This window comes from Wolbachia endosymbiont (group A) of Myopa testacea (assembly GCF_964027115.1).
Lineage (GTDB): Bacteria > Pseudomonadota > Alphaproteobacteria > Rickettsiales > Anaplasmataceae > Wolbachia.
Genome location: NZ_OZ034729.1, coordinates 1,215,566 through 1,241,058, shown reverse-complemented (window position 1 = coordinate 1,241,058; position 25,493 = coordinate 1,215,566). Strand labels below are relative to the sequence as shown.

General features: G+C 34.0%; 28 protein-coding genes, 2 other RNA genes and 1 pseudogene. 14 read left to right on the top strand and 17 right to left on the bottom strand.

The window, feature by feature from the left end:
• Positions 1-5: 5 nt before the first annotated feature.
• The 9 genes from AAGD91_RS06185 to ffs all read right to left on the bottom strand — a co-directional run bounded on the left by AAGD91_RS06185 (position 6) and on the right by ffs (position 6,525).
• A complete protein-coding gene (locus AAGD91_RS06185) occupies positions 6-938 on the bottom strand; it encodes a P44/Msp2 family outer membrane protein (protein ID WP_341820995.1) in 933 nt (310 codons plus the stop codon).
• 66 nt (positions 939-1,004) lie between these two features.
• Positions 1,005-2,240, bottom strand: coding sequence for a tRNA (N(6)-L-threonylcarbamoyladenosine(37)-C(2))-methylthiotransferase MtaB (mtaB, locus tag AAGD91_RS06180; RefSeq protein WP_341820994.1), 1,236 nt, complete (start codon positions 2,238-2,240; stop codon positions 1,005-1,007).
• A 165-nt stretch (positions 2,241-2,405) separates the two neighbouring features.
• Positions 2,406-2,657: a hypothetical protein gene (locus tag AAGD91_RS06175; protein ID WP_182184127.1), complete on the bottom strand. Its 252-nt coding sequence runs from the start codon at positions 2,655-2,657 to the stop codon at positions 2,406-2,408.
• Between the two features lie 76 nt (positions 2,658-2,733).
• Entirely contained in the window at positions 2,734-2,874 is a 141-nt protein-coding gene (locus AAGD91_RS06170) for a hypothetical protein (protein WP_341820755.1), read from the bottom strand.
• Positions 2,875-3,192: 318 nt separating this feature from the next.
• Positions 3,193-3,318 (bottom strand): hypothetical protein, encoded by a 126-nt coding sequence (locus AAGD91_RS06165; protein ID WP_341820754.1) that lies wholly within the window; start codon positions 3,316-3,318, stop codon positions 3,193-3,195.
• Between the two features lie 140 nt (positions 3,319-3,458).
• On the bottom strand, positions 3,459-4,145 hold the full coding sequence (locus AAGD91_RS06160) for an acyloxyacyl hydrolase (protein WP_341820993.1): 687 nt from the start codon (positions 4,143-4,145) through the stop codon (positions 3,459-3,461).
• A gap of 448 nt (positions 4,146-4,593) precedes the next feature.
• Entirely contained in the window at positions 4,594-4,926 is a 333-nt protein-coding gene (locus tag AAGD91_RS06155; RefSeq protein WP_341820992.1) for a YbaB/EbfC family nucleoid-associated protein, read from the bottom strand.
• A gap of 3 nt (positions 4,927-4,929) precedes the next feature.
• A complete protein-coding gene (dnaX, locus tag AAGD91_RS06150; RefSeq protein ID WP_341820991.1) occupies positions 4,930-6,414 on the bottom strand; it encodes a DNA polymerase III subunit gamma/tau in 1,485 nt (494 codons plus the stop codon).
• A 21-nt stretch (positions 6,415-6,435) separates the two neighbouring features.
• Positions 6,436-6,525: signal recognition particle sRNA small type (gene ffs, locus AAGD91_RS06145), an RNA gene on the bottom strand.
• A 223-nt stretch (positions 6,526-6,748) separates the two neighbouring features.
• On the opposite strand from ffs, the gene AAGD91_RS06140 reads away from it, so the two are divergent.
• Positions 6,749-7,402: a glutathione S-transferase family protein gene (locus AAGD91_RS06140; protein ID WP_064125276.1), complete on the top strand. Its 654-nt coding sequence runs from the start codon at positions 6,749-6,751 to the stop codon at positions 7,400-7,402.
• A 1-nt stretch (position 7,403) separates the two neighbouring features.
• On the opposite strand, the gene AAGD91_RS06135 is transcribed toward AAGD91_RS06140, so the two are convergent.
• Complete coding sequence (locus tag AAGD91_RS06135; RefSeq protein WP_341820990.1) at positions 7,404-8,051, bottom strand: O-methyltransferase; 648 nt, start codon at positions 8,049-8,051, stop codon at positions 7,404-7,406.
• A gap of 258 nt (positions 8,052-8,309) precedes the next feature.
• Here AAGD91_RS06135 and AAGD91_RS06130 point away from each other — a divergent pair, with 258 nt between their 5' ends.
• Complete coding sequence (locus AAGD91_RS06130; RefSeq protein ID WP_253309235.1) at positions 8,310-8,588, top strand: DUF2671 domain-containing protein; 279 nt, start codon at positions 8,310-8,312, stop codon at positions 8,586-8,588.
• A gap of 29 nt (positions 8,589-8,617) precedes the next feature.
• Here the strand turns inward: AAGD91_RS06130 and AAGD91_RS06125 are convergent, their stop codons facing one another.
• From AAGD91_RS06125 to ssrS, 3 genes are all read right to left on the bottom strand, one after another.
• Positions 8,618-9,316: a DsbA family protein gene (locus tag AAGD91_RS06125; protein WP_253309234.1), complete on the bottom strand. Its 699-nt coding sequence runs from the start codon at positions 9,314-9,316 to the stop codon at positions 8,618-8,620.
• Between the two features lie 53 nt (positions 9,317-9,369).
• Positions 9,370-9,831: a type II toxin-antitoxin system RatA family toxin gene (locus tag AAGD91_RS06120; RefSeq protein ID WP_341820989.1), complete on the bottom strand. Its 462-nt coding sequence runs from the start codon at positions 9,829-9,831 to the stop codon at positions 9,370-9,372.
• 19 nt (positions 9,832-9,850) lie between these two features.
• Positions 9,851-10,011: non-coding RNA, 6S RNA (gene ssrS / locus AAGD91_RS06115), on the bottom strand.
• A 118-nt stretch (positions 10,012-10,129) separates the two neighbouring features.
• On the opposite strand from ssrS, the gene AAGD91_RS06110 reads away from it, so the two are divergent.
• The 4 genes from AAGD91_RS06110 (at position 10,130) to AAGD91_RS06095 (ending at position 13,310) form a co-directional block, all read left to right on the top strand.
• Positions 10,130-10,720 (top strand): ABC transporter substrate-binding protein, encoded by a 591-nt coding sequence (locus AAGD91_RS06110; RefSeq protein WP_341820988.1) that lies wholly within the window; start codon positions 10,130-10,132, stop codon positions 10,718-10,720.
• Positions 10,717-12,006: a folylpolyglutamate synthase/dihydrofolate synthase family protein gene (locus tag AAGD91_RS06105; protein WP_341820987.1), complete on the top strand. Its 1,290-nt coding sequence runs from the start codon at positions 10,717-10,719 to the stop codon at positions 12,004-12,006. The genes AAGD91_RS06110 and AAGD91_RS06105 overlap by 4 nt, the downstream gene beginning before the upstream one ends.
• A 363-nt stretch (positions 12,007-12,369) precedes the next feature.
• Complete coding sequence (locus tag AAGD91_RS06100; RefSeq protein WP_253309376.1) at positions 12,370-12,663, top strand: transposase; 294 nt, start codon at positions 12,370-12,372, stop codon at positions 12,661-12,663.
• A 158-nt stretch (positions 12,664-12,821) separates the two neighbouring features.
• On the top strand, positions 12,822-13,310 hold the full coding sequence (locus AAGD91_RS06095; protein ID WP_341820986.1) for a transposase: 489 nt from the start codon (positions 12,822-12,824) through the stop codon (positions 13,308-13,310).
• A gap of 755 nt (positions 13,311-14,065) precedes the next feature.
• Here the strand turns inward: AAGD91_RS06095 and ndk are convergent.
• The gene (ndk, locus tag AAGD91_RS06090) at positions 14,066-14,485 is read right to left on the bottom strand and encodes a nucleoside-diphosphate kinase (protein ID WP_341820985.1); all 420 of its coding nucleotides are present in this window, start codon (positions 14,483-14,485) and stop codon (positions 14,066-14,068) included.
• 113 nt (positions 14,486-14,598) lie between these two features.
• Between ndk and AAGD91_RS06085 the strand changes: the two genes are divergently transcribed.
• From AAGD91_RS06085 to AAGD91_RS06075, 3 genes are all read left to right on the top strand, one after another.
• On the top strand, positions 14,599-15,426 hold the full coding sequence (locus AAGD91_RS06085; RefSeq protein ID WP_341820984.1) for a hypothetical protein: 828 nt from the start codon (positions 14,599-14,601) through the stop codon (positions 15,424-15,426).
• 7 nt (positions 15,427-15,433) lie between these two features.
• Entirely contained in the window at positions 15,434-16,381 is a 948-nt protein-coding gene (hemH, locus tag AAGD91_RS06080) for a ferrochelatase (RefSeq protein ID WP_341820983.1), read from the top strand.
• A gap of 78 nt (positions 16,382-16,459) precedes the next feature.
• A complete protein-coding gene (locus tag AAGD91_RS06075) occupies positions 16,460-17,281 on the top strand; it encodes a hypothetical protein (protein ID WP_341820982.1) in 822 nt (273 codons plus the stop codon).
• 3 nt (positions 17,282-17,284) lie between these two features.
• Here AAGD91_RS06075 and gshA read toward each other — a convergent pair.
• A pseudogene (gshA, locus tag AAGD91_RS06070) lies at positions 17,285-18,445 on the bottom strand (glutamate--cysteine ligase).
• A gap of 115 nt (positions 18,446-18,560) precedes the next feature.
• Between gshA and hslV the strand changes: the two are divergent.
• Positions 18,561-19,115 carry an ATP-dependent protease subunit HslV gene (hslV, locus tag AAGD91_RS06065; protein ID WP_096617344.1) on the top strand — a complete coding sequence of 185 codons (555 nt, stop codon included), beginning with the start codon at positions 18,561-18,563 and terminating at the stop codon, positions 19,113-19,115.
• 1 nt (position 19,116) lies between these two features.
• Positions 19,117-20,607, top strand: a complete 1,491-nt coding sequence (gene hslU / locus AAGD91_RS06060) for an ATP-dependent protease ATPase subunit HslU (RefSeq protein ID WP_341820981.1) — start codon at positions 19,117-19,119, stop codon at positions 20,605-20,607.
• Between the two features lie 68 nt (positions 20,608-20,675).
• Here hslU and AAGD91_RS06055 read toward each other — a convergent pair whose 3' ends face one another.
• Both AAGD91_RS06055 and AAGD91_RS06050 read right to left on the bottom strand, forming a co-directional pair.
• Positions 20,676-21,617 (bottom strand): FKBP-type peptidyl-prolyl cis-trans isomerase, encoded by a 942-nt coding sequence (locus AAGD91_RS06055; protein WP_341820980.1) that lies wholly within the window; start codon positions 21,615-21,617, stop codon positions 20,676-20,678.
• Positions 21,610-22,401, bottom strand: coding sequence for a polyprenyl synthetase family protein (locus AAGD91_RS06050; RefSeq protein WP_341820979.1), 792 nt, complete (start codon positions 22,399-22,401; stop codon positions 21,610-21,612). The genes AAGD91_RS06055 and AAGD91_RS06050 overlap by 8 nt, the downstream gene beginning before the upstream one ends.
• Positions 22,402-22,582: 181 nt before the next feature.
• Here AAGD91_RS06050 and acpP point away from each other — a divergent pair, with 181 nt between their 5' ends.
• The 3 genes from acpP to murA all read left to right on the top strand — a co-directional run bounded on the left by acpP (position 22,583) and on the right by murA (position 25,489).
• Entirely contained in the window at positions 22,583-22,807 is a 225-nt protein-coding gene (gene acpP / locus AAGD91_RS06045; RefSeq protein WP_410541933.1) for an acyl carrier protein, read from the top strand.
• A 13-nt stretch (positions 22,808-22,820) separates the two neighbouring features.
• Positions 22,821-24,089: a beta-ketoacyl-ACP synthase II gene (fabF, locus tag AAGD91_RS06040; RefSeq protein WP_341820977.1), complete on the top strand. Its 1,269-nt coding sequence runs from the start codon at positions 22,821-22,823 to the stop codon at positions 24,087-24,089.
• 122 nt (positions 24,090-24,211) lie between these two features.
• A complete protein-coding gene (gene murA / locus AAGD91_RS06035) occupies positions 24,212-25,489 on the top strand; it encodes a UDP-N-acetylglucosamine 1-carboxyvinyltransferase (RefSeq protein WP_341820976.1) in 1,278 nt (425 codons plus the stop codon).
• Positions 25,490-25,493: the final 4 nt, after the last annotated feature.

Sequence of the window (25,493 nt, the reverse complement as noted above, 5' to 3'; positions counted from 1 at the left end):
CACTACTAAAAATTAAATATCAAACCAACTTCAATATTATGAGTGGATATGTCATCTGCAACAGGTATCGGAACGCTAAAGTAACGATAGCCGAGAAAGGTTTTGACTTCTAGGATTATTGAATAGTTAATACCAAGCTTTATTTGATAAGCAAACCAAGGAACATTAAGTGGCATTGAACTTTGGGGTGATCCATTAATTCTTTTTAATCTAAAAACTGTTGGTCCTATACCAAGGCTGATGTATGGAGCAAATTGCGTATCCTGAAAGCTGGGATTATAATATAAGTTTAACAAAAACGCAAATATACTTGCTGATTTATCAAATACCAGAGGAGAATTACTATTTTCAATATTGGCTCTAGAATACATGGCTTCAAAATCAACTCGGCCATTTTCTCCAGCATAGTAACCTAAAGATATGCTGTTAACCCATTGGAAATCAATTTTACCATTAAATTCTTTTATGCTTTTAATTTCATCTCCTACTATGTCTACAAGAAAACCATAACGGCTTTTAGCTAAAGTAAGAATTCTTCTTCCTATTTCTTGTATACCCTTAACAAATGTTTCTGAATTGTCATAGTATGTTTTACCACCGTTAGCACTAACATAAAAATCAAGTTTTTTTGATTTTTCTTTTGTAGGCTGCTCATTATCAGCTTGATCTGCAATACGTGACCACATATTTTTCTGATCAGCTACTTGGAGAATAGAAGGTTGTTCAGTAGGACTACTTTCAAGTTCTTGATATTTTAAATCATTTATTAGTATTTTTTTCTCAGTAACCTCTTCAGAATGCATTACATCTTCATTATTGTCCGTTTCTAGTTTTAAGAGTTGTACTTGCTCAATGTGTGTATTACTAATATAAGTAATAAAAAAATAGACATATGGAATGAAAATCAAAAATAAAGTAATAGATATTTTAGTTATCACAAATGAACCCATAATTATCATTTATAGTATAACTACTATATCATATATTTCTTTAATGTACAAAAATTAAGAAAGAATATTTCCAATTAGATAATTATTTTCCACTCCTTTAACATTAACTTTCACAATACTCTTGGCTTGAGATTTTGATTCAAGCTTTACTAATGCAAAATTTTCTGTTCTACCGACATTATTTTGCTCAACCAGAACACTTTGTTCAGTGCCTATCAAAGATTGATAAAAGCTACTCATCATTTCTCTATTCATTTCTCTTAAATTTTTTACTCGTTCTTTACGCACATTCTCTGGTACTTGTGGCATTCGTGCAGCAGGTGTATTCTTCCGCTCTGAATATGGAAAAGCATGTAGGTAAACTATATTTGTTTTTTTCAGTAAATCAACTGTATCCTGAAACATTTCATCAGTTTCTGTTGGAAATCCAGCAATAATATCAGCGCCAAATGCTATATTAGGCCTCAAGCTCTTCATTTTATGACAAAATTCTATTACTTGTTCTCTGTTGTGACGACGCTTCATTCTCTTTAGTATTAAATTATTACCAGATTGTAGACTCAAATGTAAATGAGGCATAAGTCTTGACTCATTAGCTATTAAATCCATTAATTCGTCGTCAACTTCAGCAACATCGATAGAGGAAAGTCTTAGCCTCTTCAACTCTGGTATATCTTTTAAAACTCTCCTAATCATTGAACCAAGTGATGGCTTGGCAAACAAATCTGTACCAAAGTCAGTAATATCAACACCTGTAAACACTACTTCTTGATATCCATTTTCTACAAAGATCCTAATTTGCTTTATAATACTGTTTATTGGCACAGATTGATTATTTCCTCTTGCCTCAGTAATTGAGCAAAATGTGCAGCTATGATTACAACCATTTTGAATTTCAATAAATGCCCTTGATTTATCTTCAAATCCATTAATTAGAACAGGTTCTGATTTGTTTACTTGGTTATCACTGACTAAGATTTTATCGTCATTTAGTAAGTAATTTTCAGCTTTTAGCTTATCTTGATTACCGAGCACTTTACTTACACCAGGAATGCTACTGTAAACTTCTGGATCCAACTGAACAGCACAACCAACTACGATAATTTCTTTACTTGGGTCGTTTTTATAGATCTTACGTATTTTTTGCTTTACCTGACGTTCTGCTTCGTTTGTCACTGCACAGCTATGTACCACAACAACATTTTTTCTTTCTGCTTTTTTTAATGCTTCTTTGATTAACTCACTCTCGTAAAAATTTAGACGACAACCAAATGTTATCACTTCATTCATGCTAGTATTTTTTAGACCTTACAATTTAAATTATATCACACATCCAAGCAAAGTCATTAAGCCTCTTGCATGACCATTGTTTTGGTAGATAAATGCTATGCAAGCAGCAGACACTGGGATGGCTTTGTTGCATAGCAACGTAAGTTTTTTCCAGAGTAAATAATTTTATGCGACTATTTCAAATTTAGGCATACCAATTGCAGTAAATTTGTTCATTAAGTAGCATTTAATAAGTAGTTCCTTCTCTCTATTTGTCTCAGATTTATTCTTAAAACTAAACCCAAATATTCGCTTCAACCTTGAGAAAAATCCTTCAATATACGATCTTTTTCCGTAATTTACTTCTTCTTTCCATCTTTTTATACCATTCTCACCATGTAATTTCATTAACTGAATAGCGGCATTTCTATCAAGCATATAATCCAATTTTGGATGCTCTGCTGCGTTGTTTTTCGGAGGAATTTTCGTTTTTATGCCATATTAATTATACAGCTTATAGAGCTTTTTTATCATATGCCCTATCTGCATATAGTGCTTTTATAGCATATTTAACATCAAATTTCCCCAATGCTCCATAGTGATCAGAGTAAACGCCATTACTGTATTTTGTAGCTATGACTTGTTTGCTCAACATTATGTGCAATTTTCTTACTTGTTTATAGCCGCGGTACTCTCTATCTTTGCTATTCTCTTTGCTGTGTGTTGTTGTATATACTAATTCCTGTACTGTCTATAGCAATTTCGATATCTTCCATGTTATTTTTATCAACTCTGCAATCATTGATCTTAATATCAAGTTTCTTTTGATGCTTGTGAATAGCTGCAAATTTTTTCCTATTTGTTCAATGTATCCCTCTAAAAATCCCACTGTTTGTCTCAAACCTATTCTGAATAGATGGGTTATTATATGTATCAAAATTACCACTTTGTTGCTGTAAATATTGTTGCCACCCTACATTTTTGGCCCAATTTCATACCAATTTTCTATGGCTTCGTTGATATAATGAAAAATATTTCTTCTTTTTTCTAGAAATTTGTTATATTCTCTATGGTTACTGACTCTCATTTTTTGTGGCATATTTATCCTTAAATCGTCATTTTATAATGAATTTAGTCAGTAATCACTAGTTTTTCTGCTGCTATGCAACAAAGCCACCCCAGTGTCATGCTACTTGAATGACAAGAAAAAACCCACTGGGATAACAAGACTGAGATAGACTAAAAATTAAACGCTACTCCAGCTTCTGCACCAACAGTGCTGTAAAGAACTGTATGTCCTCCTTTGTCTTTCCCACCAGTGCTTGTATCGAAATTAGCACCATAAGAACCAAAATAACGAGCTCCAGCATAAAGTTTGACTTCCGGAGTTACATCATAACTAACACCAGCTTTTACTTGACCAGCAAAACCAAATTTACTTTTTTGATCATTCACAGCTTCTTTCAAAGGAGTGCTAATATACGCTGCACCAACACCAATACCAATATATGGAGTGATAGGCATATCTTCAATTACTATATCGTAACAAACGTTAACTAGTCCTGAAATTGCTGTTAAACTTTCTGCAACAGTATCTGGGTTAAATGCTGCACCTGTAACATTATTTTTGCTTAGTTGCGAATAAACCCCTTCAATATCAACCCTGATGTCGTCCATTTTGTAACCAAATGCACCACCACCAGCTATAAAAGACGCTTTTAATGGACTGTAATCATTATTGTCTTTCTTATAGGTAATACCATCAACTTTTGTAAAAAGAGGTAAAATTTCACCGTTGTATTGCAAACGAACGTAGTAGCTAGTTTCTTCATCACTTATTGGACCAACAGGATCTGAAAAAGCAGAGTTTGATAAACTTAGCAACGTTGCTAAAGCAGATGCTGAAAAAAACTTTTTATAATGCATAATTATCCTCGTAAAAAAATTAAAATTCCACTTTAGCAGTCTAAGTAACAACTAAAGTTAAGTCAAGTGCTAACTTAATAACACAAAATATTCTACATTTTAACTAATTTTTGGGAAAAGACAAAGATTTTATTAATGAATAAATAGAGTTACACGACTTTTTTACTCTTGATTTTTTGGTATAGCTAACACAGGTAAGATTTACTATCGAAAGACCTCGTCATCCCGCTGCTTGTTAGCGGGATCTATAGCTAAAGTGGCTTAGGTTTACCTACAATTTGAAAAACAAAAATTCGTCATTCCGCTACGTGTTAGCGGAATCTATCCGCGACGGTATGACGTAGGGCTGTGCTAGCTATAGGCGTATTATATAAAGAAGTACTAGCGTTGAAAATATTAAAAAAGAAATACTTACACTAAAAGAAACTTCAGTAGTATAGAAATAAATTCAAAAAGGAAGTTTGAACCCAGGTGGTAAACCCATCATACCTGCAAGATCAGAAGTTGCATTTGCCATATCTTCTTCTGCTTTTTTAACGGCATCATTAAACGCTGCTGTTACTAAATCCTCTACTATATCTTTTTCCTCATTTCTCATAAGTTCTAAGTCTATGTTCACCTTTTTAGCTTTATAGCTACCTATTTTTATGACTTCCACTAATACAGAAACTTTGCCACCACCAGAAATACCTTGAAACTCTTTCCCAACATATTTTTCTTGAGCTTCTGCAAGCTTTTTTTGCATCTCTTGCGCTTGTTTCAGTATTTGACTAAAATCCACAACTTACTCCTTATTTTCTATATTAACTACTTTTGCACCTTTAAATGTATCAAGTATATCCTTAACTGCAGGTGCATAATTTAAATTACTCACTTCCCTATTTATATAACCCGTATCAACTGTAATAACCCACTCCTGCTGAGTCACCTGGTTTAAGTAATTTTTTAAATCATTGCAAAAATTACTATCCAACTTAGATACAGCTTTTAATTTTAAATATCCAGGTTTACAATCTATTAATTTTAGATTATTACACAGTTGCTTGTAAAGATAAATTTGGTTACTCCGCCTTAATAGTTGCAAAACTTTGTCAAAATCATAATTTTGTTGCTGTTCATTTCCTATACTATGCGTATTTCCCTGCTGTGCATTCTGCGAAAGAATTTTTTTGACCACTTGTTCCGGAGAAGGCAGATCAGAAAGATAACAGAGGCTAATTAACATCATTTCAGCAGCAACATCATTGCATGTTGAAGTTTTTATATCTTGAATACCTTTAAGCAACACCTTCCACAATCTCGAAAAAAATATTAAAGACTTCTTTATACTTAAATCTTTTATCCTATTCTTTTCATACTCTGTAACTGCATTATCAATTTCTTTTGTAATCAAAAAACGGCATACTAACTGAATTGTTTGCAATAGACCTTCAAAAATACTAAGTGGGTTTGCTGTTTTTATCGCCTTGTCAAACACTGATAGAGCTTTCTGTAAATCACCTTCTAATATTGCTCCTAATAGATCGAATATAATATCTTTATCCACTAGGCCAAGTATGTCTATTACATTTTTAGTGGATATTGCACCATCTTTGCTATATAGCACTGCTTGATTCATCAAAAACAAGGCGTTACGCATTGAATTTCCAGAATGTCGTGCAATTAACTCTAATGCTCCCTTTTCAATGGAATAACTCTCTTTTTGTGCAACATCATTTAAACGTTCTACTATTTTAGCTACAGGAATGTTGTGTAAATCAAATCTTTGACAACGTGCAATAATAGTTATTGGTATCTTTTTTATTTCTGTAGTTGCTAAAATGAATTTTACACTAGATGGTGGCTCTTCTAGGGTTTTAAGTAATGCGTTAAATGCACTGCTGGATAACATGTGTACTTCATCTATAATGTAGACTTTAAATTTAGAGCTTATAGGTAAATAGCAAATATCTCCCAGGATTACTTTAACATCGTCAATGCTAGTGTGACTTGCTGCATCGATTTCAATTACATCTGGATGGCTTGAATTTTTTATTGCTAGACAATTTTCACATGATCCGCAAGGTTCAAAAATTGGCCCCAGGGAACAATTCAAACATAAAGCTATTATCCTTGCAGTGGTGGTTTTACCAACTCCACTACTACCAGAGAGCAGTATAGACTGTGGGATTTTGTTTAAAATAAAAGCATTTTCTAATACACGCACTAATATATCTTGACCTACTAGATCTTTAAAGCTACTAGGACGATGTTTTAATGCTATATTCATAGCCTCGGATAAAACAAATAATGAAATAGGTATGCAACCCAAAAAGGTTCTGATATGGCTGCTTCATTTCTGATCTGACCAAATTACAGAGTTTTTGCCTGCATACCTTATAAAATATTATACTTTTTTTTTTATTTAGCAAGGTATATCCTATATTAACCTTAATAATTTATATGTTAGATCTCTTGCAACATTACTTTGGAGTAAACAACTGTTACCTAAAATACTCTTCTCTTGTCATCCCAACTTGGATCCAGAGAAAAAAGGTGTGGATTTCAGTGTCACACACTGGAATAACAACCTATAGGTACTGGGATAACAAAAGAGGAATATTATGATTTTATATCATTTTCCTCTTTGTCCATTTTCACGAAAAGTTAGAACTTTTCTAAAAGAAAAAAAATTAGGCTGCGATCTAGTGTATGAAAATCCGTGGGAAAAACGGAATGAATTTATGGAGATCAATCCAACTGGGCAAGTACCAGTATTAATAGATAATAACTTTGTAATAGCGGATAGTAATGCCATTTGTGAATATATAGAAGAGACTTACAATAGCGACGTCAAATTACTTGGTTCATCCACTATTATTAAGTCTAAAATACGCGCTCTAATCAATTGGTTCGACAACAAATTTTACAATGAAGTTACTAAGTATATTATGAATGAAAAAGTAATTACTAACCGCAGCCCTGACTCTAGATTTCTTCATGCAGCTCAGCATAACCTGCCTTGCCATATGGAATACATCGAACACTTAATTAACAAGAACGTTTGGCTTGCAACTGATAAGTTCACTTTGGCTGATATTGCTTTAGCATCGCATATTTCCGTAATGGATTATGTAAGTAGTTTTCCATGGGAAAAAAGTAAAATTTTAAAAGAATGGTACTCCATTGTTAAATCAAAGCCTTGTTTTCGTGAGATATTATTAGAGAGAGTTTCCGGTTTAACCCCTCCTAAACATTACGCTGACCTTGATTTTTAACTTATGTTAGCTTTAAAGCTACAGTCATTCCTTCATCAGTTGGAATCAATATAGAGAAATATTTCTTTTCATCTGATAATCTATTATTAAACTCCCTCATAGCATGCCATGATTTTTCTGATACTTCTTTTGGAGGCGATTCTAAAAATACTGTATTAAATAATAGAGTGTTATCTGCAACGATTAACCCATCTTGTTTAATGTATGACTCTGCCCAATCTAAATACTTAGGATAACTACTTTTGTCAGCATCGATGAATATCATGTCAAATGGTGCCTTTGCTGATAATTCATTAATTTTTTCCAGTGCATCACCTTCTATTAGAGTAATTTTATCACTTAGATTAAAAGCACTAAAATTTTTTTTTGCTATTCTTGAGTGTTGAGGATTACTTTCTATTGTATATATATGACCGTCTTTCAGTAGAGCTTTTGCCATGCAAATCGACGAATAACCGTATAACGTGCCAATCTCAACAATACTTTTGATTTTATGGATTTTTATAAATAAACTTAATAGCTTTCCTTCTTCAGGGCCAATCTGAATATGTTGCTTTTTTTCAAGAATACAATATTCTTCTATTTTTTTATATTCTTTTGCAAATAGATTTCTTATATATGATAATTTTATACTAAAATTATTACGCATTATGTTTTATATTATAAATTAGGGAAGCTTAATTCATACACAGTTTATAAATATAATAATATAGTTTAAAATAATAAAAACATTTATTTTAAGTTATTATTTCATAGTATAAAATTTTAAGTGACAAAAATTATTATATATCGTACTATGGTTAACTAGTATAATAAACAATCGATTATTATACTAGAATTAAAGGGATTGTTTATGCGCATTTCTCTTTTTAAAATATAATTTTTATAATCAATTAGAGGGGGTTATATGTCTTATACTATTGCTAGTGAAGTTGAAACGTTAAACAAAAAATCTAACAAGAATGAAGGGGTTATGTTACTACATAATCCAGCTTATCGTGAAAAGTATAAAGAACGTTTTAATGAAGCTCAGAGAAAAGTTATGGATATGGTTCAGTTTTATGATGGGACAATAGTATTAATAGAGAATAAAATCGCTATGTATTACTACACTTGGCACAGTAAAAAAAGAGAGTTTGAGCGTAAAAAACAACAAACAGTAGTGAAAAACAATGACTCAGCATAGAGTCTTTTATATGGTAAGCTACAGTGGTATTACTTCACTATAGCTTTTCCATATAATTTATCTATCACATCAGTGAGATATTTCAGCTCTTTATACCCTTCATGTTTAACTTTATTATGCTCTATATATGACTTACCATCATCGTTAAGCTTGATGAAAAATATTGGAGTGGCTGTGATACCAAGTTTATTGATTGCCAGTGATTTATCATTTACGATTTTATCCATAATTTTCTTATCATTAATGCATTGGTTAAATGCATCTTGCTTTAAGTTGCTTAGTGCAGCAATTCTTTGTAGTAAAGTCAAATCACTTAAATTGTAGTAATTCCACGAATCTATTGAGTTAAAAACAGCTTTGTTAAAATTAAAGTAGTCTTCTTGTTTTTCGTAGCAATGACTTAGCATTGCAGCCTTTAGCCCTCTGTAATCCAAAGGAAAATGACGAAATATATATAACATCTTACCTGTGTCTATATATTTCTCTTTAATTTTAGGAAAAACATTCTTATGAAAAAGAGAGCAGTGATAGCAAGTTAATGAAGCATATTCTATCATTAGAATTGGTGCTTTTGGATCTCCTAATAATTTATCATCAGGTAATAGTGATAGTAACTCCTTTGATGTTATTTCATTAGTTTCTTTTTGAATATGTTGGTTACTGGATTTAACAACTGCATAAGAATTAACACTCATAAGAATTAGTAAAAACAATAGTCTGAAAATCATTACAATACAAACACTTAACTTACTAAAAAAATTACATATTTATATTAATAATGTCAAGATAACTTTTGTTTAGCAAGGCTTTCAGCCCTATCTTTAAATGCAGCAATTATTTTACTCTGTGTATATTTATATACTGAGTTTAATAAAGTGGAAAATGAGTTGGACTTAAACTTAAACTCTATATAAAACTTTACTATAGTTTTATTTTCATCTATGGGAATGAATTGCCATTCATTGTATAGATGTTTAAATATTCCATTTGATGATACAGCTTTTATCCAACCTTCATTTGTTCCACTTGGAGAAAGAAAGGTTACTTCTGATGTGTACTTTCCTTTAATTCCATGAAAAGCTGCGAGAAGATCCACAACCATTTGGTTGTCAATTTTTTCTTTTATATAAACGGCTTTGCACCAAGGAACAAAATCAGGATACCTTTCAACATCAATTACAATTTGGAATACTTCATTAGGCGAACATAGGAAGGTACCTTGTTCTCTGCATTGATGAAGCATAAATGTTAAACCAATCAAAATAGGATCCGTATCTACCGTCAGCCTTAGTAGATTCCTGAGACTAAAGTTAAGGTGGGCATCGCTTATTAATTTCAACGAAATCAATAGAGGCAATTCCCTTGACTAGAAATTATCGCTCGGGAAATTTAACTTAACTCATAACGCATAGCACAGACCCTTACTTGAATTATAGATGATTTACACAAGGCATGTCTATAGGTATATTAAAAGTCAGCGATTATTATTTAATCTTTATTAAACTTTGCATTCTAAGTATCATAGTTAATAAATATATCTTATGAATATTACTAAAGTTTTAATCATTATTGTTTTTATTGTAATTTCTTCAAGAGCTTACACTAGTTGTACAGATCACAAAATTTTTGTGCATACTATGAAGCAACAAGTGGATGGTATATCTACAAAAGGAAATAGAAAAAACCTAGGGCATGTACACGAAAAGCTTCAGCAGGTCATTCAGAATAATGTTAACCTCAAAGGAATATCGCAATTCGTTATAGGAAAACATTGGGCTTTAGTTAAACAAAAAGAAAAAGAAGATTTTTTAAGAGAGTATGAAGTGTATCTTACGCGTTTGTGGGTTAAAATTTTATATAAATACATGCATGATAGTGAAATGATCATAATGAGTACAAAAGCAGTTGACGATGAAACTTGCTTAATTGGTACAAGATTTTCTTACGGTGATGAAGAATTTACAAATATTGATTTTAAAGTTACTAAAAATAACAGTTCTTTCTTGATAAGTGATGTTGTAATGAGTGGAATAAGTATTGCTATTAATCAACGTTCTCAATTTAGTGAAAAAATCGACACGCATGGCATAGCAAGCGTTATAGCTGAATTAAAATGCAATAACAATCCATGATATATATGCCTCATTGGCCTAAACCGCTTGGTAGTAGACCAAAGGATTTTTCTCTTGATCGCATAAAAAGCTTTCTAAATAAATTGGGCAATCCTGAGAAAAAAATGCTGCCAATAATTCATATAGCTGGAACTAATGGGAAAGGCTCAACACTAGCATTTATAAGATATATAATGCAAGCAGCAGGGTATAAGGTCCATGCATACACTTCTCCACATTTGGTGAATTTTAATGAAAGAATAGTTATTGCAGGCAGTTATATCGACGATAATGAATTATATAGCTTATTAGAAGAATGCTGTGCCGTAATTGCAGAACAACCTATCACTCTGTTTGAAGCTGCAACTATTGCAGCTTTTTTAGCTTTTTCTCGTCATAAAGCCGATATAACTTTAGTTGAAGTGGGTATGGGTGGAAAACTTGATGCAACAAATGTTATAGATAGTCCGATTTTAACAATCATTACCTCCATTGCCCTTGATCATACAGAATATCTTGGCCCTACTATAGAAATTATAGCAGGTGAAAAGGCTGGAATAATGAAACCTAATGTTCCTTGCGTAATAGCACCACAAGAAAAGTCTGTGATGAGTACACTAGAATCCCATGCAATAAATAAGAAATCTCCTCTATATAGAGGAGGTCTTGAGTGGAATTGCAAAAAAAAGAACAACAAAATGGTTTTCCAATCAGCTATTCAATCAATAGAATTTCCTTTGCCATCTCTGAAGGGTGAACACCAAATAATCAATGCAGGAAACGCCATTGCAGCATGTAGCATTTTGAGTGGAAAATACGGATTTGATATTGGAGAAGAGGATATTACTTCAGGTTTACAGCATACCTACTGGCCTGCACGACTGGAGCGTATAAAAGAGGGCAATTTAATTTCTTTATTACCGAAAGATTGGCAATTATTTTTAGATGGTGCACACAACAATGATGGTGCCAGAGTGTTAGTTAAGTGGGTAAGAGACAATTTTGCTGAAGGTGTTTATGTGATTTTTGGTGTTACTCGTAACAGAAATGTGGCAGAGTTCTTAGAGCACTTAAAGCCATATATCAAACTACTATGCGCGGTTTGTGTTAAATCCGAGCCTAAAGCAACAAGTACAGGTTCAATTAGAGAAGGAGCTCATAATATAGGAATAAATGCTATCGAATGTGAATCAATCAGAGATGCCATATCAAATCACATATTGAAAGTCTCTACCCAAAACATCAAAACCATACTAATCTGTGGCTCATTGTTCCTAGCTAGAGACTTCGCTATGGAGAATAGCTAACTTTGATGATATGTGAGCATTAACTGACCGATGGGAAAATGACTTTGATTATTTATAGTATTGTATGAAGCGACTAAAATTGTCATTACAGCGCTTAGTGTACGACAGTGTTCCAACATTTAGGGTTGCAGTTTGCATGGCAGGCGGCGTCATCTGAGTAGCTGACCTATCCAAGCGGTGTCATCCAAGCAGCCCCCTTTCTTGTCATCCCAGTGCGTGACACTGGGATCTCATTTTACTTTATGATGATGTCATGAAAGTAACTGACACTGGGATGGCTTTGTTGCATCGCTCAAGTAAAAAGAACTGGCAGTTACTGACAAAATTCATTATAAATAGCCATTTAGCTGTTGAAGAAAAAATATGCCACAAAAAATGAGAGTCAGTAACTGCCATGAATATAACAAATTTCTCCAAGAAAGAGGAAGCATTTTTTGTTATATCAATGATGCCATAGAAAATTGGTACGAGAATTGTCCAAAAATGCAGGGCGGCAACTATATTTATAGTGATAAAGTTGTGATTTTGGTGCATATAATCGTCAGTTTCTTTAGAATTGGTTTAAGACAAACAGTCGGGTTTATAAAAGGGTATTTGCAACAAATAGGAAGAGATTTGGCAGTTATCAGCTATTCACAAGCATCAAAAGAAACTTAATATTAAGATAAATGATTGCAGAATTGATAAAAATAATATGGAAGATATCGAAATTGCTATAGACAGTACAGGAATTAGTATATACAACAACACACAGCAAGGAAAATAGCACTGACAGAAAATATCGTGACTATGAGAAAACGAGAAAATTGCACGTAATGTTGAATATAAACAACAAAAAAGCCATAGCTGTAAAATACAGTAACGGTGTCTACTCTGATCACTATGGAGCTTGTGATTTGCTAAAAGAAGTTGATTTTCAGCATGCCATAAAAGCACTATATGCAGATAGAGCATGTGATAGGCACAAGTTTTATAAGTTGTGTAACGAATATGATATAAAGACAAAAATTCCACCAATAAACAATGTGGCAGAACATCCAGAAATAGATTATATGTCTGACAGGAATGCTGCTATTACGTTAATAAAATTATACGGTGAAGATGGCATGAAAGAATGGAAAAAAGAAGTAAATTATGGGAAAAGATCTTATATTGAAGGGTTTTTCTCAAGATTAAAGCAAATATTCGGATTTAGTTTTAGGAATAAATCTGAGATAAATCGAGAAAAAGAACTGCTAATCAAATGCTATTTGCTTAATAAATTCACTGATATTGGTATGGCTAAATTTGAGATAGTTACATGAATTTACCATAAATCACCATCTCATAAAGTGTGATGCAACAAAGCCCACTGGCATCCAGAAAACTTAATTTCAACCAAATAATAAAGGCTAGATCCCAGTGTCTAGGCACTGGGATGACAAAGGAGGACAGTGCCAAGCACTGAACATTTCTGGTCTCTTAAATTGCAACTAATCTAAATATTAAGAAATTTACCAAGTAAAAAAAAGGCAAAAGAAGCCCCGTGGTTGGCTAGTTACTTACATTATACTTTCAAGTATGGCATTTTTTTATTCTAAACGCTGCGATTCAGCTGCTTTTAAATGCAGTTAACCTAAATTATAAACGTTAAGAAATTTACTAAGTGGAAAAAAAGGCAAAGAAACCCCAGGGTAGCTAGTATTCAAATTCTCCCTTGTCTATTTGACGTCTTTTACTGTCTTAAACGCTTTATAAGCGCGTTTCGGCTTGTATAGGTAGAAACCTAAAGTTTTTATAAAGACATGAGGTGCACATAGTGCAAAAAATTAAGCATGATTTACGCCAAATACATTAAGTTTTTTTGTCATTAATCCACTGCAGAGATTGCGAAGATAAATAAATAGCTTCAGTGTTATGATAAGGGGGCTGGCGGAGTTTGTCAAGGAAGTTTTTCGTTTCTATGTTGTCAGCTACTTGCATGACGCCACTTGCCACCTGTTAATTACAACGTTCGTACAGATGTATGCTTGACATAGGATCCAGAAAATTTAGTTATATATAGGAAAATCTGAGTTGACTACACCAACTCACGTTCAGCAAAAAAGAAAGCTATCTCCTTACGAGCATTTTCTAGACTATCCGAGCCGTGAACTCTATTTTCACTAATGTCATCAGCAAAATCACCCCTGATTGTACCTTTATCTGCCTGCTTTGGATCGGTAGCTCCCATGATTTGTCTGTATTTAATTACTGCATTTTCACCAACTAAAACTTGAACTATCACAGGACCAGAAGTCATAAACTCTACCAATTCCCCAAAAAAAGACCTATCTTTATGAATTTCATAAAATAGCTCTGCTTGTTTTTTTGTCAGTAACATCATTTTTTGTGCTATAATTTTGAGCCCAGAGCTTTCAATGTATGAATTTATCTTGCCTGTAATATTATTTTTTACTGCATCAGGTTTTAATATCGAAAGTGTTCTCTCAATTGCCATATTATTTCCTTATATAAAATAGTATATTTATAGATTTATTTTATTGTAAATTTTGATTTGATAAAAGCAGTTTTTTATTTATAGTTAAGGATAAACCATCAAGGAGGTATTGCATGGGTAAATGTTGTAAAAATAACACTACCAAACAAGCTGAATCTACTGCTAAAAAATTGGTCAATAACTTGAAATCGTCAATTTTTTGTGGAACAAAAGGGTTTTTAACTTTTAATTTGGCTTTTTTAAGTTATTTAGAATATGGTATGTGTGGCTATATTCTACAAAAGCAAGAAAAAAATAACGATCAATACACGGAGCTAAAAAAAGGTGCTGCTTTTGCAATGAAAAGAAACGCTATTCCATTTCTTGAAATGATAATCATAGCACCGCTTGTTTGTTTTGCACTGCCAGCTATGCTAGGCAGTATGAGCCTCATGCAATGCGCACTTTTATGTGCTGCTTTAATGATTGCCACATGTTTTATTGTCAGAACCTTTCATCTGCGTGAGAAGTTAATGGAAAAAATCACTAACCATAGTAGAAAAGAAATAGACGCAGAATTTAAGAAAGATACTATAAAATTTCCTATCTTTGATCACAATAGAAAACACACCGAGTATAATTCGCCTAACTCAGGGCGATCACTCGATGAAACAAGTAGCACCTCTCTTTTCGTTGAAGTTTCACTTTTTCCCCTAAAGGTTCTTTTGAAGGTCCTGCAAAGTTGTATAATGCTATCCTTAGCTGCTGTTGAACTTCTTGAAACGGTACCAAGTCTTTTTGTCGATACATTTTTCGATTGGAGCTTCACATCCACCAAGAGTAACCTGCAGAGATCAGGCCATTTATTGTATGCCAGTGTGAGAAATTTAGTGCCTATAACTAAATTTGATGAGTGTGTAGCTAATTTTATAGGCACCCCAGAAGTAACTTGTTGTAAGTAGTGCGTAGGTGAAAAAGGCTGTCATTTTATTTAACCTTGGTGGACCTGATTCACTGAATGCGGTCCGTTCTTTTTTATTTAACCTTTTTTATGACAGAAGAATAATCAGTTTACCAAACCCTTTTCGGTTTCTTTTAGCAAAGTTTATATCCGCAAAACGAGAAAATACTGCACAAGAAATATATGAGCAAATTGGAGGTAAATCACCAATTTTGGATAATACGAAAGCACAAGCTAATGCTTTAGAACTAAAATTAAATGAAGATAGAAACCATGTACACAAGGTATTCATTTGCATGCGCTATTGGCATACATTTGCTGACGAAGTTGTTAAAAGTGTAAAACAGTTTGATCCTGATGAAGTAATTTTGCTGCCACTATATCCTCAATATTCAACTACCACAACTTTGTCATCCATTGAAAATTGGCAAAAAAATGCTAAAAAGCATGGCCTAAAATGCAATACAAAAATAATTCATCATTATTATGACAATGAAAACTTTATTGAGGCTCATACTAACTTGATAGCCAAGTACTACAAATTAGCCAGCAGGATTGGTAAGCCAAGAGTCCTATTTTCAGCTCATAGCTTGCCCCTTAGCGTTATTAAAAAAGGCGACCCTTACGCTTCACAGGTAGAAAGAAGCGTAGAGTTAATAGTAGAAAAGTTAGCTATCAATAACTTAGATTGGTCAATATGTTATCAGAGTAAGATTGGTCCTGTAAAATGGCTAGAGCCAAGCACTGAAAGTGAGCTATCACGTACAAAAGCTGATGGTGTACCTGTAGTTTTATCACCTATATCTTTTGTTTCTGAGCATTCAGAAACTCTAGTTGAACTTGATATAGAATATAAAGCAATTATCAAGGATGGATATTATTTTCGCGTACCAACTCTCAGTATTGATTCCTTGTTTATAAAATGCTTAGCCGATTTATGCATAAATCACCCTTAAAGTCCTGCTTTATAGGGCTTTTCTTCAAGGCTTTTATGTGATAGAATAAAAGGGGGTTATTATTTTGTTAACTATTTCATGCCAAACCAGCTAAAAAAGAAATCTAACATACTCGCACAAAAGCTGCATGATATTTATGATCATGATTTCAGGAAGGTAATCTGCATCACAACAGGTTTAACAGCCCTATTGTGTAAGATTTCACTGCAATTTTGCTGCGAGTTCATTGACAATAATAGATCCAATATCTTTCTTATATTGAATGTTGCTCGACTAGTAAAGTTTCCGACATCTATTCTATATATTGCCCATTCTGCATTTACTCTACAGGATCTAATTAAGGATTACAGAAACCCTGAGAGTAAAAAAGAGCTGGCAAAAGTTGCGGGTAAATCGGCTAATCTTGCAAGCAGCATCATAGAAGCATTGATGATGTTGAAAGTCATCCATTTTTTTACTAGGGGTAATGCAGACGTAATAAGTCACATTCACTTAACATCAACGATCCTATTTCTGTTTATTTCGGAACCTATAAGCTACTATTATTCATGGAGAAAATACCTAGATAATAAGGATCCTGAAAAGTCTGCTAAGTGTAAGAAGGACCTTATTATCAGCACATTAACTTTGTCATTAGGTTTGTTAAACTTCATATTAAAAAGAATGGAGACTGCAACCATACCAATAAACTTAGGTAATGGTATAATCTATAATTTCAACTTAAGCGTAACAGTTAGCATAATATATAGTGCAGTATTTCTGGCAGTTCAGCTTGACAAATTGTTTCAACAACCTGTCAATGATGATCCTTCCACTGAACTTGATAATGCTGGCCATAACCATATTCAGCCCGGTAATGATGGTAATGATCTGCCCGATGGCAACGCTGTGGGAATGTAAGGGTTAGAGGTGAAAAGATTTTATTTCTACTGCCAACGCTAGTACTGCTAATTTGCCAACAATACTCCAAAGTGACAGAATTTTACCTTCCACAACCTGGCTAACATCATGAAACTCACAGTCAGTGGCATTCAAGCTAGAATATACATCTTTCCTGCTATTACATCGGTATAAGTAACATGTTGGAGTATCTCCTATATAGTATATTAGCGGTTCTGCAGAACTGCTTTTAAATATGTCAATGGTTGGTATACCTTCTTGTATAATAACGCTATTGATTGCTATTCCTTCTTTTATCTTTTTCATTTTATGACGCTTTTTTTTATTGAGATTTAATATTTCCTCTCCACTTGTTGCTGTTATAATGCCCATCCAATATGTGCCATTGCTTGCTTTGATAAAAACGTAAGGTTATGTTTTTATTTCATATTCCTCATACTTTTTTTGCACTAGAGATAATATTTGGTCAACTTTAGTCGCTACTGCTCCTAGTGATGAATCATCATTAAAGTCAACTCCATTACAGCTTTCTGTAAGCACAGAAATAAGCTATGGGTCCATTTTAAATTCGCTACAAAATTCGGACGCTAATTCTTGATAGATTTCAAAATACTTAAATTTCTGTCTGCTATGCCAACCGTATAGTGGGCTTGGTACTATATCTTGCTTTACGTCTTTTAGCGTGTCTGGAATGTGGCTCGTCATATCACGATTCAGTATAATAACATCAGGCACAAATCCTGAAGTTGTCTTTAGCAGAGAGTTTTCTTTCACGATAGTTTCATATGGTTCTATTAAATTATATGCTTCGTTGTGAAAGAGGCCAATTCTAGTTTCAAAACCTGCGAGCTGCAGTACTTTCTCTATAACAAATACGTTTTCTATATACATTTTATTTCGTGTGTAATTCTCCGGTATTATAAGAGTCTTTTTATATTGTTTTGTTTCAAAATAACTTTTTATTAGTTTTGCTGCTGTTGCTCTTGATGTCTCACTTAGATTGTTGAACCCTGCAGGAAATAAATTAGCGTCCACTGGGGCAATTTTGTAGCTGGAGTTTCTAAGATCTATAGAGCTATAAAATGGCAATGTAAGGCCGTTAAATTTTGCCTCAAACCAATTATTTATACTTTTTTCCAAATCTGGGTGAATTATGTTTTGCATCTACACTTTAAATGTTATAAGGAAGGTATTATATTATAAGCTATAATTAAACATATTTAGCAAATTTTACTAAAGATTAAAGTATAATGAGATTCTTATTTAAAGTAATAGAAAAATGATTCAACACGATAACAATAAAATGTATGGAACTACTATACTGTCAATTAGAAAAGATAAAAGCGTAGTAGTAATAGGTGATGGACAGGTTTCACTGGGCCACACTGTTATAAAATCCGGAGCAAAAAAAGTTAGGCGTCTTTCTGGTGATTCTGTAATTGCCGGTTTTGCTGGAGCAACAGCCGATGCATTTACTCTCTTTGAAAGACTAGAATCTAAACTTGACAAGCACCCAGGGCAATTAATGAGAGCGTGTGTTGAACTTGCAAAAGACTGGAGAATGGATAAATATCTAAGAAAATTAGAGGCTATGATGATTGTTGCAGATAAATCTATTTCATTAGTAATTACGGGAACAGGTGATGTTCTTGAACCTGAAGATGGAATCGCAGCTATTGGCTCTGGGGGAAATTTTGCTCTATCTGCAGCAAGAGCTTTAATTGACATTAAAGGAATATCAATAGAAGAGATTGCAAAAAAGGCTATGAAGATAGCTGGCGATATATGTGTTTATACAAATCATAATGTAGTTATTGAAAAGATAGAGGAGTGATATGTCTTCCAAGCAAAAAACTTTGTGCACTAATTTTTCCAATCAGCCTATAACCCTTTCAGAAGGGCGGCCTTGTAGTAGTGACACCTATGATGAAAAAAATGACCTCTATAAAGATACTAAGAGTGGTTTTGATTCAAATGACAGCGATATTCAAGTTAATGACAGTACTCAAGTTTTGTTAGATGACCTGCCACCACAGAAGATAGTTAAAGAATTAGATAGATTCATAATCGGACAGGATGATGCAAAGCGTGCTGTTGCTATTGCGCTCAGAAATCGTTGGCGTCGCAATCAGGTTCCATTTCCATTGCGTGATGAAATCATACCTAAGAATATATTGATGATCGGTCATACAGGGGTTGGTAAAACTGAAATAGCTCGCCGCTTAGCAAAACTTGCCGGTGCACCGTTCATAAAAATTGAGGCAACGAAGTTTACTGAAATAGGATACGTTGGACGTGACGTTGATTCGATAATACGCGATTTAGTTGATGCAGCAATAGTTTTAGTTAAAGAGAAAGCCCGTAAAGCCTTAGCTAACAAGGCTTTAATTTTAGCTGAGAAAACAATAGTAAACTCTATGGTAGGCGAAAATGCAACCGAAGAGAGTAAAAAAAATTTTAGAGAAAGGTTGAGGAATAAAGAGTTTGAGGACGGAGAAGTTTCTATTAACGTCAGAGAGAGCAAGAGTATGTTACCTACTTTCGATATACCAGGCATGCCAGGTGGGCAAGTTGGTGTGATGAATGTAACAGAAATAGTGGGCAAGATGTTTAATGGGAGCAAAAAAACAAAAACTATTACGGTGAAGGTAAAAGAAGCGCGTGAAATATTAATTAATGAAGAAAGTGAAAGGCTAATGGATGAAGATAAGATAATCAAAGAAGCCATTGATCTTGTTAGTAATGACGGTATAGTATTTTTGGATGAAATAGACAAAATTGCAGCGCGTACAGAAGTAAAAGGTGAAGTAAACAGAGAAGGAGTGCAACGCGATCTGTTACCACTGCTTGAAGGAACAACTGTTACAACTAAGTATGGCCATGTAAAAACAGACTATATATTATTTATTGCATCTGGTGCTTTTCATCAGTCTAAACCATCTGACCTCTTACCGGAATTACAGGGCAGATTACCGATCAGGGTAGAACTTAAGGCACTTACTCAAGAGGATTTAATAAGAATATTAAAGGAACCAGAATCTAGTTTATTAAAGCAGTACATAGCTTTAATGAAAACAGAAAATGTGACGCTTGAGTTCACTGATGATGGTATAAAAACCATAGCTGAAATAGCGTTTACAGTTAATAGGCAAGTGGAAAATATAGGCGCAAGAAGGCTTCACACTATCATGGAGAAGCTTTTAGATGAAATAAGTTTCATTGCTTCTGAGAAAAATAGCGAAAAATTCATTATAGACAGCAAGTATGTAAAAGATAAACTTGAGTCAATTTCGAAGCAGCTTGATTTATCTAAGTTTATACTTTAGGAAAAACAAAAAGCCTACTTTAAGTAGTATAGAGAGTGTTCAGAAGGTCAGCCAGTAAACCTAAAATTTCAGCTATATTCTTTAGGCTGTTTTTCAACAGTAGAATGGTGTGCTGCGACCTCTTGCTTAATATCTAAGCTTAAGTCAATTATTGAGATATTTTCTTCATCATAATCTATTTCTTTTATTAACATATCGTCAGTAATAGTCAAAAGGTCAGGCGGAGAAAGAATAGTTCTTTTATTACCAGCTCTCATTCCCACAACTCCAAGCTCTATAGCAAGTGGTATTTTTTTATCGCCAACCCTAAATTGCACTGTTTGATCTTTGACTATATATTCCCCATTATGCTCCTTTACGCTATATTTAACTGATATCTCATCACCGCACCTTACTTGTTTTCCAGTCTTATTAATTAAGTCATTAAAAACCATCAGATTATTCACTGAGTCGGGATATTTATCCTTTACTTCGATCAGTTTAACGTAATAAGAATTAAAATTCATTTTGTTATCATTGGCAATAGTAACTACACGCTCTCCGCCTTCTTTCATACCTATCACCCCTAAACCCACTTCTTTTAGGTCATCTTGACCTATTTTCAAAGTAACATCAGAAACTTTGCTAGGGAGTGTTGCTGAGTTATTATTAGAAATTTTATATATTTGCAATAGGACTTCCATGCCACAGAAAGCCTTGCTGCCGCTGCCTTCAGTAATTTCATAAAAATTTATCGAATCTTCTTCCTTTTGCTGAGTCATTTCTTCTAAATATTCTGTTAGCCCATGCTTTTCAATATAGCGGTCGAGTGCTGATTCAAGTATTGGCTTCACTAGATAATGTGCTATTGTCTCTATCAAACCACCATGCGTGGCACTTATCTCATAAAGCTTGTCCTTTTTTCCCGGTTTACCTTTGTTTATATAGACAATAGTAAACATAAAAGCAGAGGTTAAAGTGAGAATCATTACTATGGAAATAAGCATTTGTAATATAATTTTTCTAACCATCTTTCTTTACTTGATTCAATAAATCATATAAATAATTAGTATCCCCTGAAAGCGCACTCAAATTATCCAAGCCTTGTTTAAAGAGGGCGTCTATATAGTCCTCTACTTCACTTTTACCAAGTACAGACATTAGATTATTTGTTTTATCTTGTTCGTAATCTTCAATATCATCCTTAGCTTGAAAGATAAGCCCTAGGTTTATCCCGTAGTTATATAACGCTTTACGTTGCTTATCTGTAGCATTCCCTATTATAGCACCTATTTCACATGAAGCTGCAAATAGTTTTGCGGTTTTCATCAAATGAATTTCTTTTATTTTGTTAAAATCTGTACCAATATCTAAAATCTGTCCTCCTACCATTCCCCTAATTCCTATTGCCTGAGAAAGAACTTTCATGATTTCACAGCATTTCTCATTTAACGAAGATAATACCTCAAAAGCCAGAGTAAGTAGTGCATCTCCGGCAAGCACTGCTGTTGCTTCATCAAATTTTTTATGGCAGCTTAGCTGGCTTCTGCGAGTATCACTGTTGTCCATGCACGGTAAATCATCGTGAATTAGAGAGTAAGCATGAACAAATTCAATTGCTGCAGCAACTGATATTACTTTTTTAGCTTCCGCGTTAAACACTCGCGATGAAGCTACGACTAAAAAGGAGCGTATATATTTTGCAGGAGCAAGGAGTATATAACGCATAGCTGATATAAGCTTATTCTCGCTATTTTCTGGTAAAAGTTTATTTACTTCTACAATAAGCAAATTCTTTGTTGTTTCGTCTAGCATTTTTGAATTGTTAATTGTTTAGCACGTAACGCTAGCCAGCTAGGGCAGTAGAAAACTTTGCTGTAGTTTACCAGTTATAAAAGATATTGCAAACATAAAAATTTTTTATAACATCAAAGAATAGGTTATTTTTTTGGTAAGAAATGTGAATAGCGAACTAGCAAAGAGCACTAGAGAAGACATAGAAGAGAAAGTGAAAAAGATTATACTAGAGCACATTAGTAAGGATGTAGAGAAATTCAACAGCTCTTCAAAGCTTTCGGAGCATGGTGCAGACAGTTTAGATGCAGTTGAAATCATCATGGCAGCAGAAGAAGAGTTCGAAATAGAAATTCCAGATGAAGACGCACAAAAAATGGAAACTATGGAGCAAATAGTTGAGTACATTAATAGTAAAAAAGGCTAATAGTTAGTGTTAAATGAGCAGAAGAGTAGTAGTCACTGGTGTTGGTTTAATCACTCCACTAGCGGCAGATGTTGACAACACTTGGTCAAGGCTGATAAAAGGCGAGTCTGGCATAAAAGCAATCAATACAGATAGATTTGACTCTTCTGATCTTGCTTGCAAGGTTGCAGGGCAGGTGCCTGTGCAATCCGATAACATTGAGAATTACTTTAATCCTGTAGGTTATATTTTTGAAAAAGATCTAAAAAGAACGGATCGTTTTATTCATTACGGCATTGCAGCAGCGATTCAAGCTGTGGAAGATTCATCTTTGGAAGATTCAAAAGTAGATAGAGAACGTGTTGGCGTAACTATTGGCTCTGGTATAGGTGGTCTTCCGTCAATTCAGGAAAATGTTATTACCATGCAGGAAAAAGGGCCCAGACGTGTCAGTCCATTTTTTGTCCCTGCAAGTCTAATAAATTTGATATCTGGCCATATTTCTATTAAATACGAATTTACAGGTCCAAACGATTCAGCAGTAACCGCATGTGCAACAGGTGCGCATGCAATCATAAATTCAGCAAGAACTATAAAACTTGGTGAAGCGGATATTATGATTGCAGGTGGAGCAGAAAGTGCACTGTGTAGAGTTGGAATTGCAGGTTTTGCGTCTATGAAGGCATTATCAACTAAATTCAATGATAAACCGGAAGAAGCTTCAAGGCCATGGGATGCAGAACGCGATGGTTTTGTTATGGGTGAAGGAGCAGGTATATTGGTGCTGGAGGAATACGAACATGCAGAAAAAAGGGGGGCAAAAATACATGCTGAACTGGTTGGGTACGGACTCACAGGAGATGCGCACCACATTACAGCACCACATCCAGAAGGAAGAGGCGCATTTAAGGCAATGCAGCTTGCCTTAAAAAGTGCGCAAATTAATCCAAATCAAGTAGGATATATCAATGCACATGGAACTTCAACGCCACTTGGAGATAAAATTGAAGTAATAGCAATGAAACAGTTATTTGGTGACTACGTTTATAAAATACCTGTTTCTTCAACTAAATCTTCTATAGGACATTTACTTGGTGCTGCAGGGAGCATTGAAGCAATATTCAGTATTCTTGCGTTGAATAATGGAATTATTCCGCCAACCTTAAATTTACATAAACCTTCAGAAGGATGTGATTTAAATTTTGTACCGTTTAAAGCTCAGGAGCATAAAATTCAATATGCACTTTCTAATTCGTTTGGTTTTGGTGGCACTAATGCATCGCTCATCTTTGGACAAGTGTAATCAATTTTGCTGCTAAATAGCTAAAATGTACGAACATTATGATCTGTGATAGCTATATTATCTGTAATTTGCCTTTTACTGTCGATTTACTATACTTATTTGGTAAGATCTAGCTTAATTAAATGCACAAAATATTAGTAAGTAGTAACCATAAACCTCTGGTCGGAAAAATCAAGATTAATGGCTCAAAAAATGCTGTTTTACCAATAATGGCAGCAAGTCTATTGAGTAGCTTCTCGGTAATTTTGCATAATGTACCTGATTTAATTGATGTGCATCTAATGTCTAAGCTGCTTGAGAGTCTTGGAGCGAAAGTGAATTTTACACGCAATAAAGATTATAAAGCAAATCATACTTTGGAAATTGATTGCAGTAATATCAACAATCACGTAATGTCACACGAAACTGCAAGTAAGCTGCGAGCATCTCTTTTAATGCTAGGTCCAATTCTCAGTAGATTTGGTAAAATCACAACAGTCTTTCCTGGTGGATGCAATATCGGAAAGCGTCCCGTTGATATGCATATCAAAGCATTAGAAGAAATGGGAGCTAAAATTGAAGTTGAAGGCTGTAATATAATTGCAACAGTGAAAGGAAAGCTACAAGGAAAAGAAGTTATACTTGAGAAAATAAGCGTTGGTGCAACAGAAAATGTAATAATGGCAGCAACACTTGCAGAAGGAGTGACAATAATAAAGAATGCTGCAACGGAGCCGGAAGTTCTTGATTTAATAGAGTTCCTAAAGAAAATGGGTGCTAATATTGAGATTAGTGATACAAGGATCACAATAACAGGAGTTGAAGAATTAAATAGATGTGTTCATAAAATAATACCAGATCGCATAGAAGCAGGCACCTATGCACTAGCTGCTATAATAACCGGTGGTAAGTTGGAGTTAGAAGGAATAAGTCTATTTGATATAAGATGTATTGTGAATGAATTGAAGGCTATAGGGGCTAATGTTGAACTATATAATGAGGGGGTTATGATTTCCAGAAAAAATTGCTCTATTAGGTCTGCTAACATTGCAACAGATCCATACCCCAACTTTCCCAGTGATATGCAACCACAACTGATGTCTGCAATGTGCATCGCTGATGGGATATCAGTAATTGAAGAGAACATTTTTGAAAACAGATTTGCACATGCAGATGAATTGAGAAAGTTAGGCGCTAATATCAGCATCGAGAAAAGCAAAGCTACTATAAGTGGAATAAAAAGCTTATCTGGAGCTAATCTGTGTGCCACTGACTTAAGGTCAACAGCAGCTTTGGTACTTGCTTCTTTGGTAGCTGGTGGAGAAACTACAATAAATAATTCGCATCATTTATGGAGAGGATATGAAGCAATGCACGAAAAACTCAATTCATGTGGAGCTGATATTTCCATTTCATCTTGAGGAT

Excerpts from the sequence above, each read along its gene's own strand:
- mtaB (WP_341820994.1), bottom strand. The coding sequence starts at position 2,240 with ATGAATGAAGTGATAACATTTGGTTGTCGTCTAAATTTTTACGAGAGT.
- AAGD91_RS06175 (WP_182184127.1), bottom strand. The coding sequence starts at position 2,657 with ATGCTTGATAGAAATGCCGCTATTCAGTTAATGAAATTACATGGTGAG.
- AAGD91_RS06170 (WP_341820755.1), bottom strand. The coding sequence starts at position 2,874 with ATGTTGAGCAAACAAGTCATAGCTACAAAATACAGTAATGGCGTTTAC.
- AAGD91_RS06165 (WP_341820754.1), bottom strand. The coding sequence starts at position 3,318 with ATGCCACAAAAAATGAGAGTCAGTAACCATAGAGAATATAACAAATTT.
- AAGD91_RS06160 (WP_341820993.1), bottom strand. The coding sequence starts at position 4,145 with ATGCATTATAAAAAGTTTTTTTCAGCATCTGCTTTAGCAACGTTGCTA.
- dnaX (WP_341820991.1), bottom strand. The coding sequence starts at position 6,414 with ATGAATATAGCATTAAAACATCGTCCTAGTAGCTTTAAAGATCTAGTA.
- AAGD91_RS06140 (WP_064125276.1), top strand. The coding sequence starts at position 6,749 with ATGATTTTATATCATTTTCCTCTTTGTCCATTTTCACGAAAAGTTAGA.
- AAGD91_RS06135 (WP_341820990.1), bottom strand. The coding sequence starts at position 8,051 with ATGCGTAATAATTTTAGTATAAAATTATCATATATAAGAAATCTATTT.
- AAGD91_RS06130 (WP_253309235.1), top strand. The coding sequence starts at position 8,310 with ATGTCTTATACTATTGCTAGTGAAGTTGAAACGTTAAACAAAAAATCT.
- AAGD91_RS06125 (WP_253309234.1), bottom strand. The coding sequence starts at position 9,316 with ATGATTTTCAGACTATTGTTTTTACTAATTCTTATGAGTGTTAATTCT.
- AAGD91_RS06120 (WP_341820989.1), bottom strand. The coding sequence starts at position 9,831 with ATGCTTCATCAATGCAGAGAACAAGGTACCTTCCTATGTTCGCCTAAT.
- AAGD91_RS06110 (WP_341820988.1), top strand. The coding sequence starts at position 10,130 with ATGAATATTACTAAAGTTTTAATCATTATTGTTTTTATTGTAATTTCT.
- AAGD91_RS06105 (WP_341820987.1), top strand. The coding sequence starts at position 10,717 with ATGATATATATGCCTCATTGGCCTAAACCGCTTGGTAGTAGACCAAAG.
- AAGD91_RS06100 (WP_253309376.1), top strand. The coding sequence starts at position 12,370 with ATGCCACAAAAAATGAGAGTCAGTAACTGCCATGAATATAACAAATTT.
- AAGD91_RS06095 (WP_341820986.1), top strand. The coding sequence starts at position 12,822 with ATGTTGAATATAAACAACAAAAAAGCCATAGCTGTAAAATACAGTAAC.
- ndk (WP_341820985.1), bottom strand. The coding sequence starts at position 14,485 with ATGGCAATTGAGAGAACACTTTCGATATTAAAACCTGATGCAGTAAAA.
- AAGD91_RS06085 (WP_341820984.1), top strand. The coding sequence starts at position 14,599 with ATGGGTAAATGTTGTAAAAATAACACTACCAAACAAGCTGAATCTACT.
- AAGD91_RS06075 (WP_341820982.1), top strand. The coding sequence starts at position 16,460 with ATGCCAAACCAGCTAAAAAAGAAATCTAACATACTCGCACAAAAGCTG.
- hslV (WP_096617344.1), top strand. The coding sequence starts at position 18,561 with ATGATTCAACACGATAACAATAAAATGTATGGAACTACTATACTGTCA.
- hslU (WP_341820981.1), top strand. The coding sequence starts at position 19,117 with ATGTCTTCCAAGCAAAAAACTTTGTGCACTAATTTTTCCAATCAGCCT.
- AAGD91_RS06055 (WP_341820980.1), bottom strand. The coding sequence starts at position 21,617 with ATGGTTAGAAAAATTATATTACAAATGCTTATTTCCATAGTAATGATT.
- AAGD91_RS06050 (WP_341820979.1), bottom strand. The coding sequence starts at position 22,401 with ATGCTAGACGAAACAACAAAGAATTTGCTTATTGTAGAAGTAAATAAA.
- fabF (WP_341820977.1), top strand. The coding sequence starts at position 22,821 with ATGAGCAGAAGAGTAGTAGTCACTGGTGTTGGTTTAATCACTCCACTA.
- murA (WP_341820976.1), top strand. The coding sequence starts at position 24,212 with ATGCACAAAATATTAGTAAGTAGTAACCATAAACCTCTGGTCGGAAAA.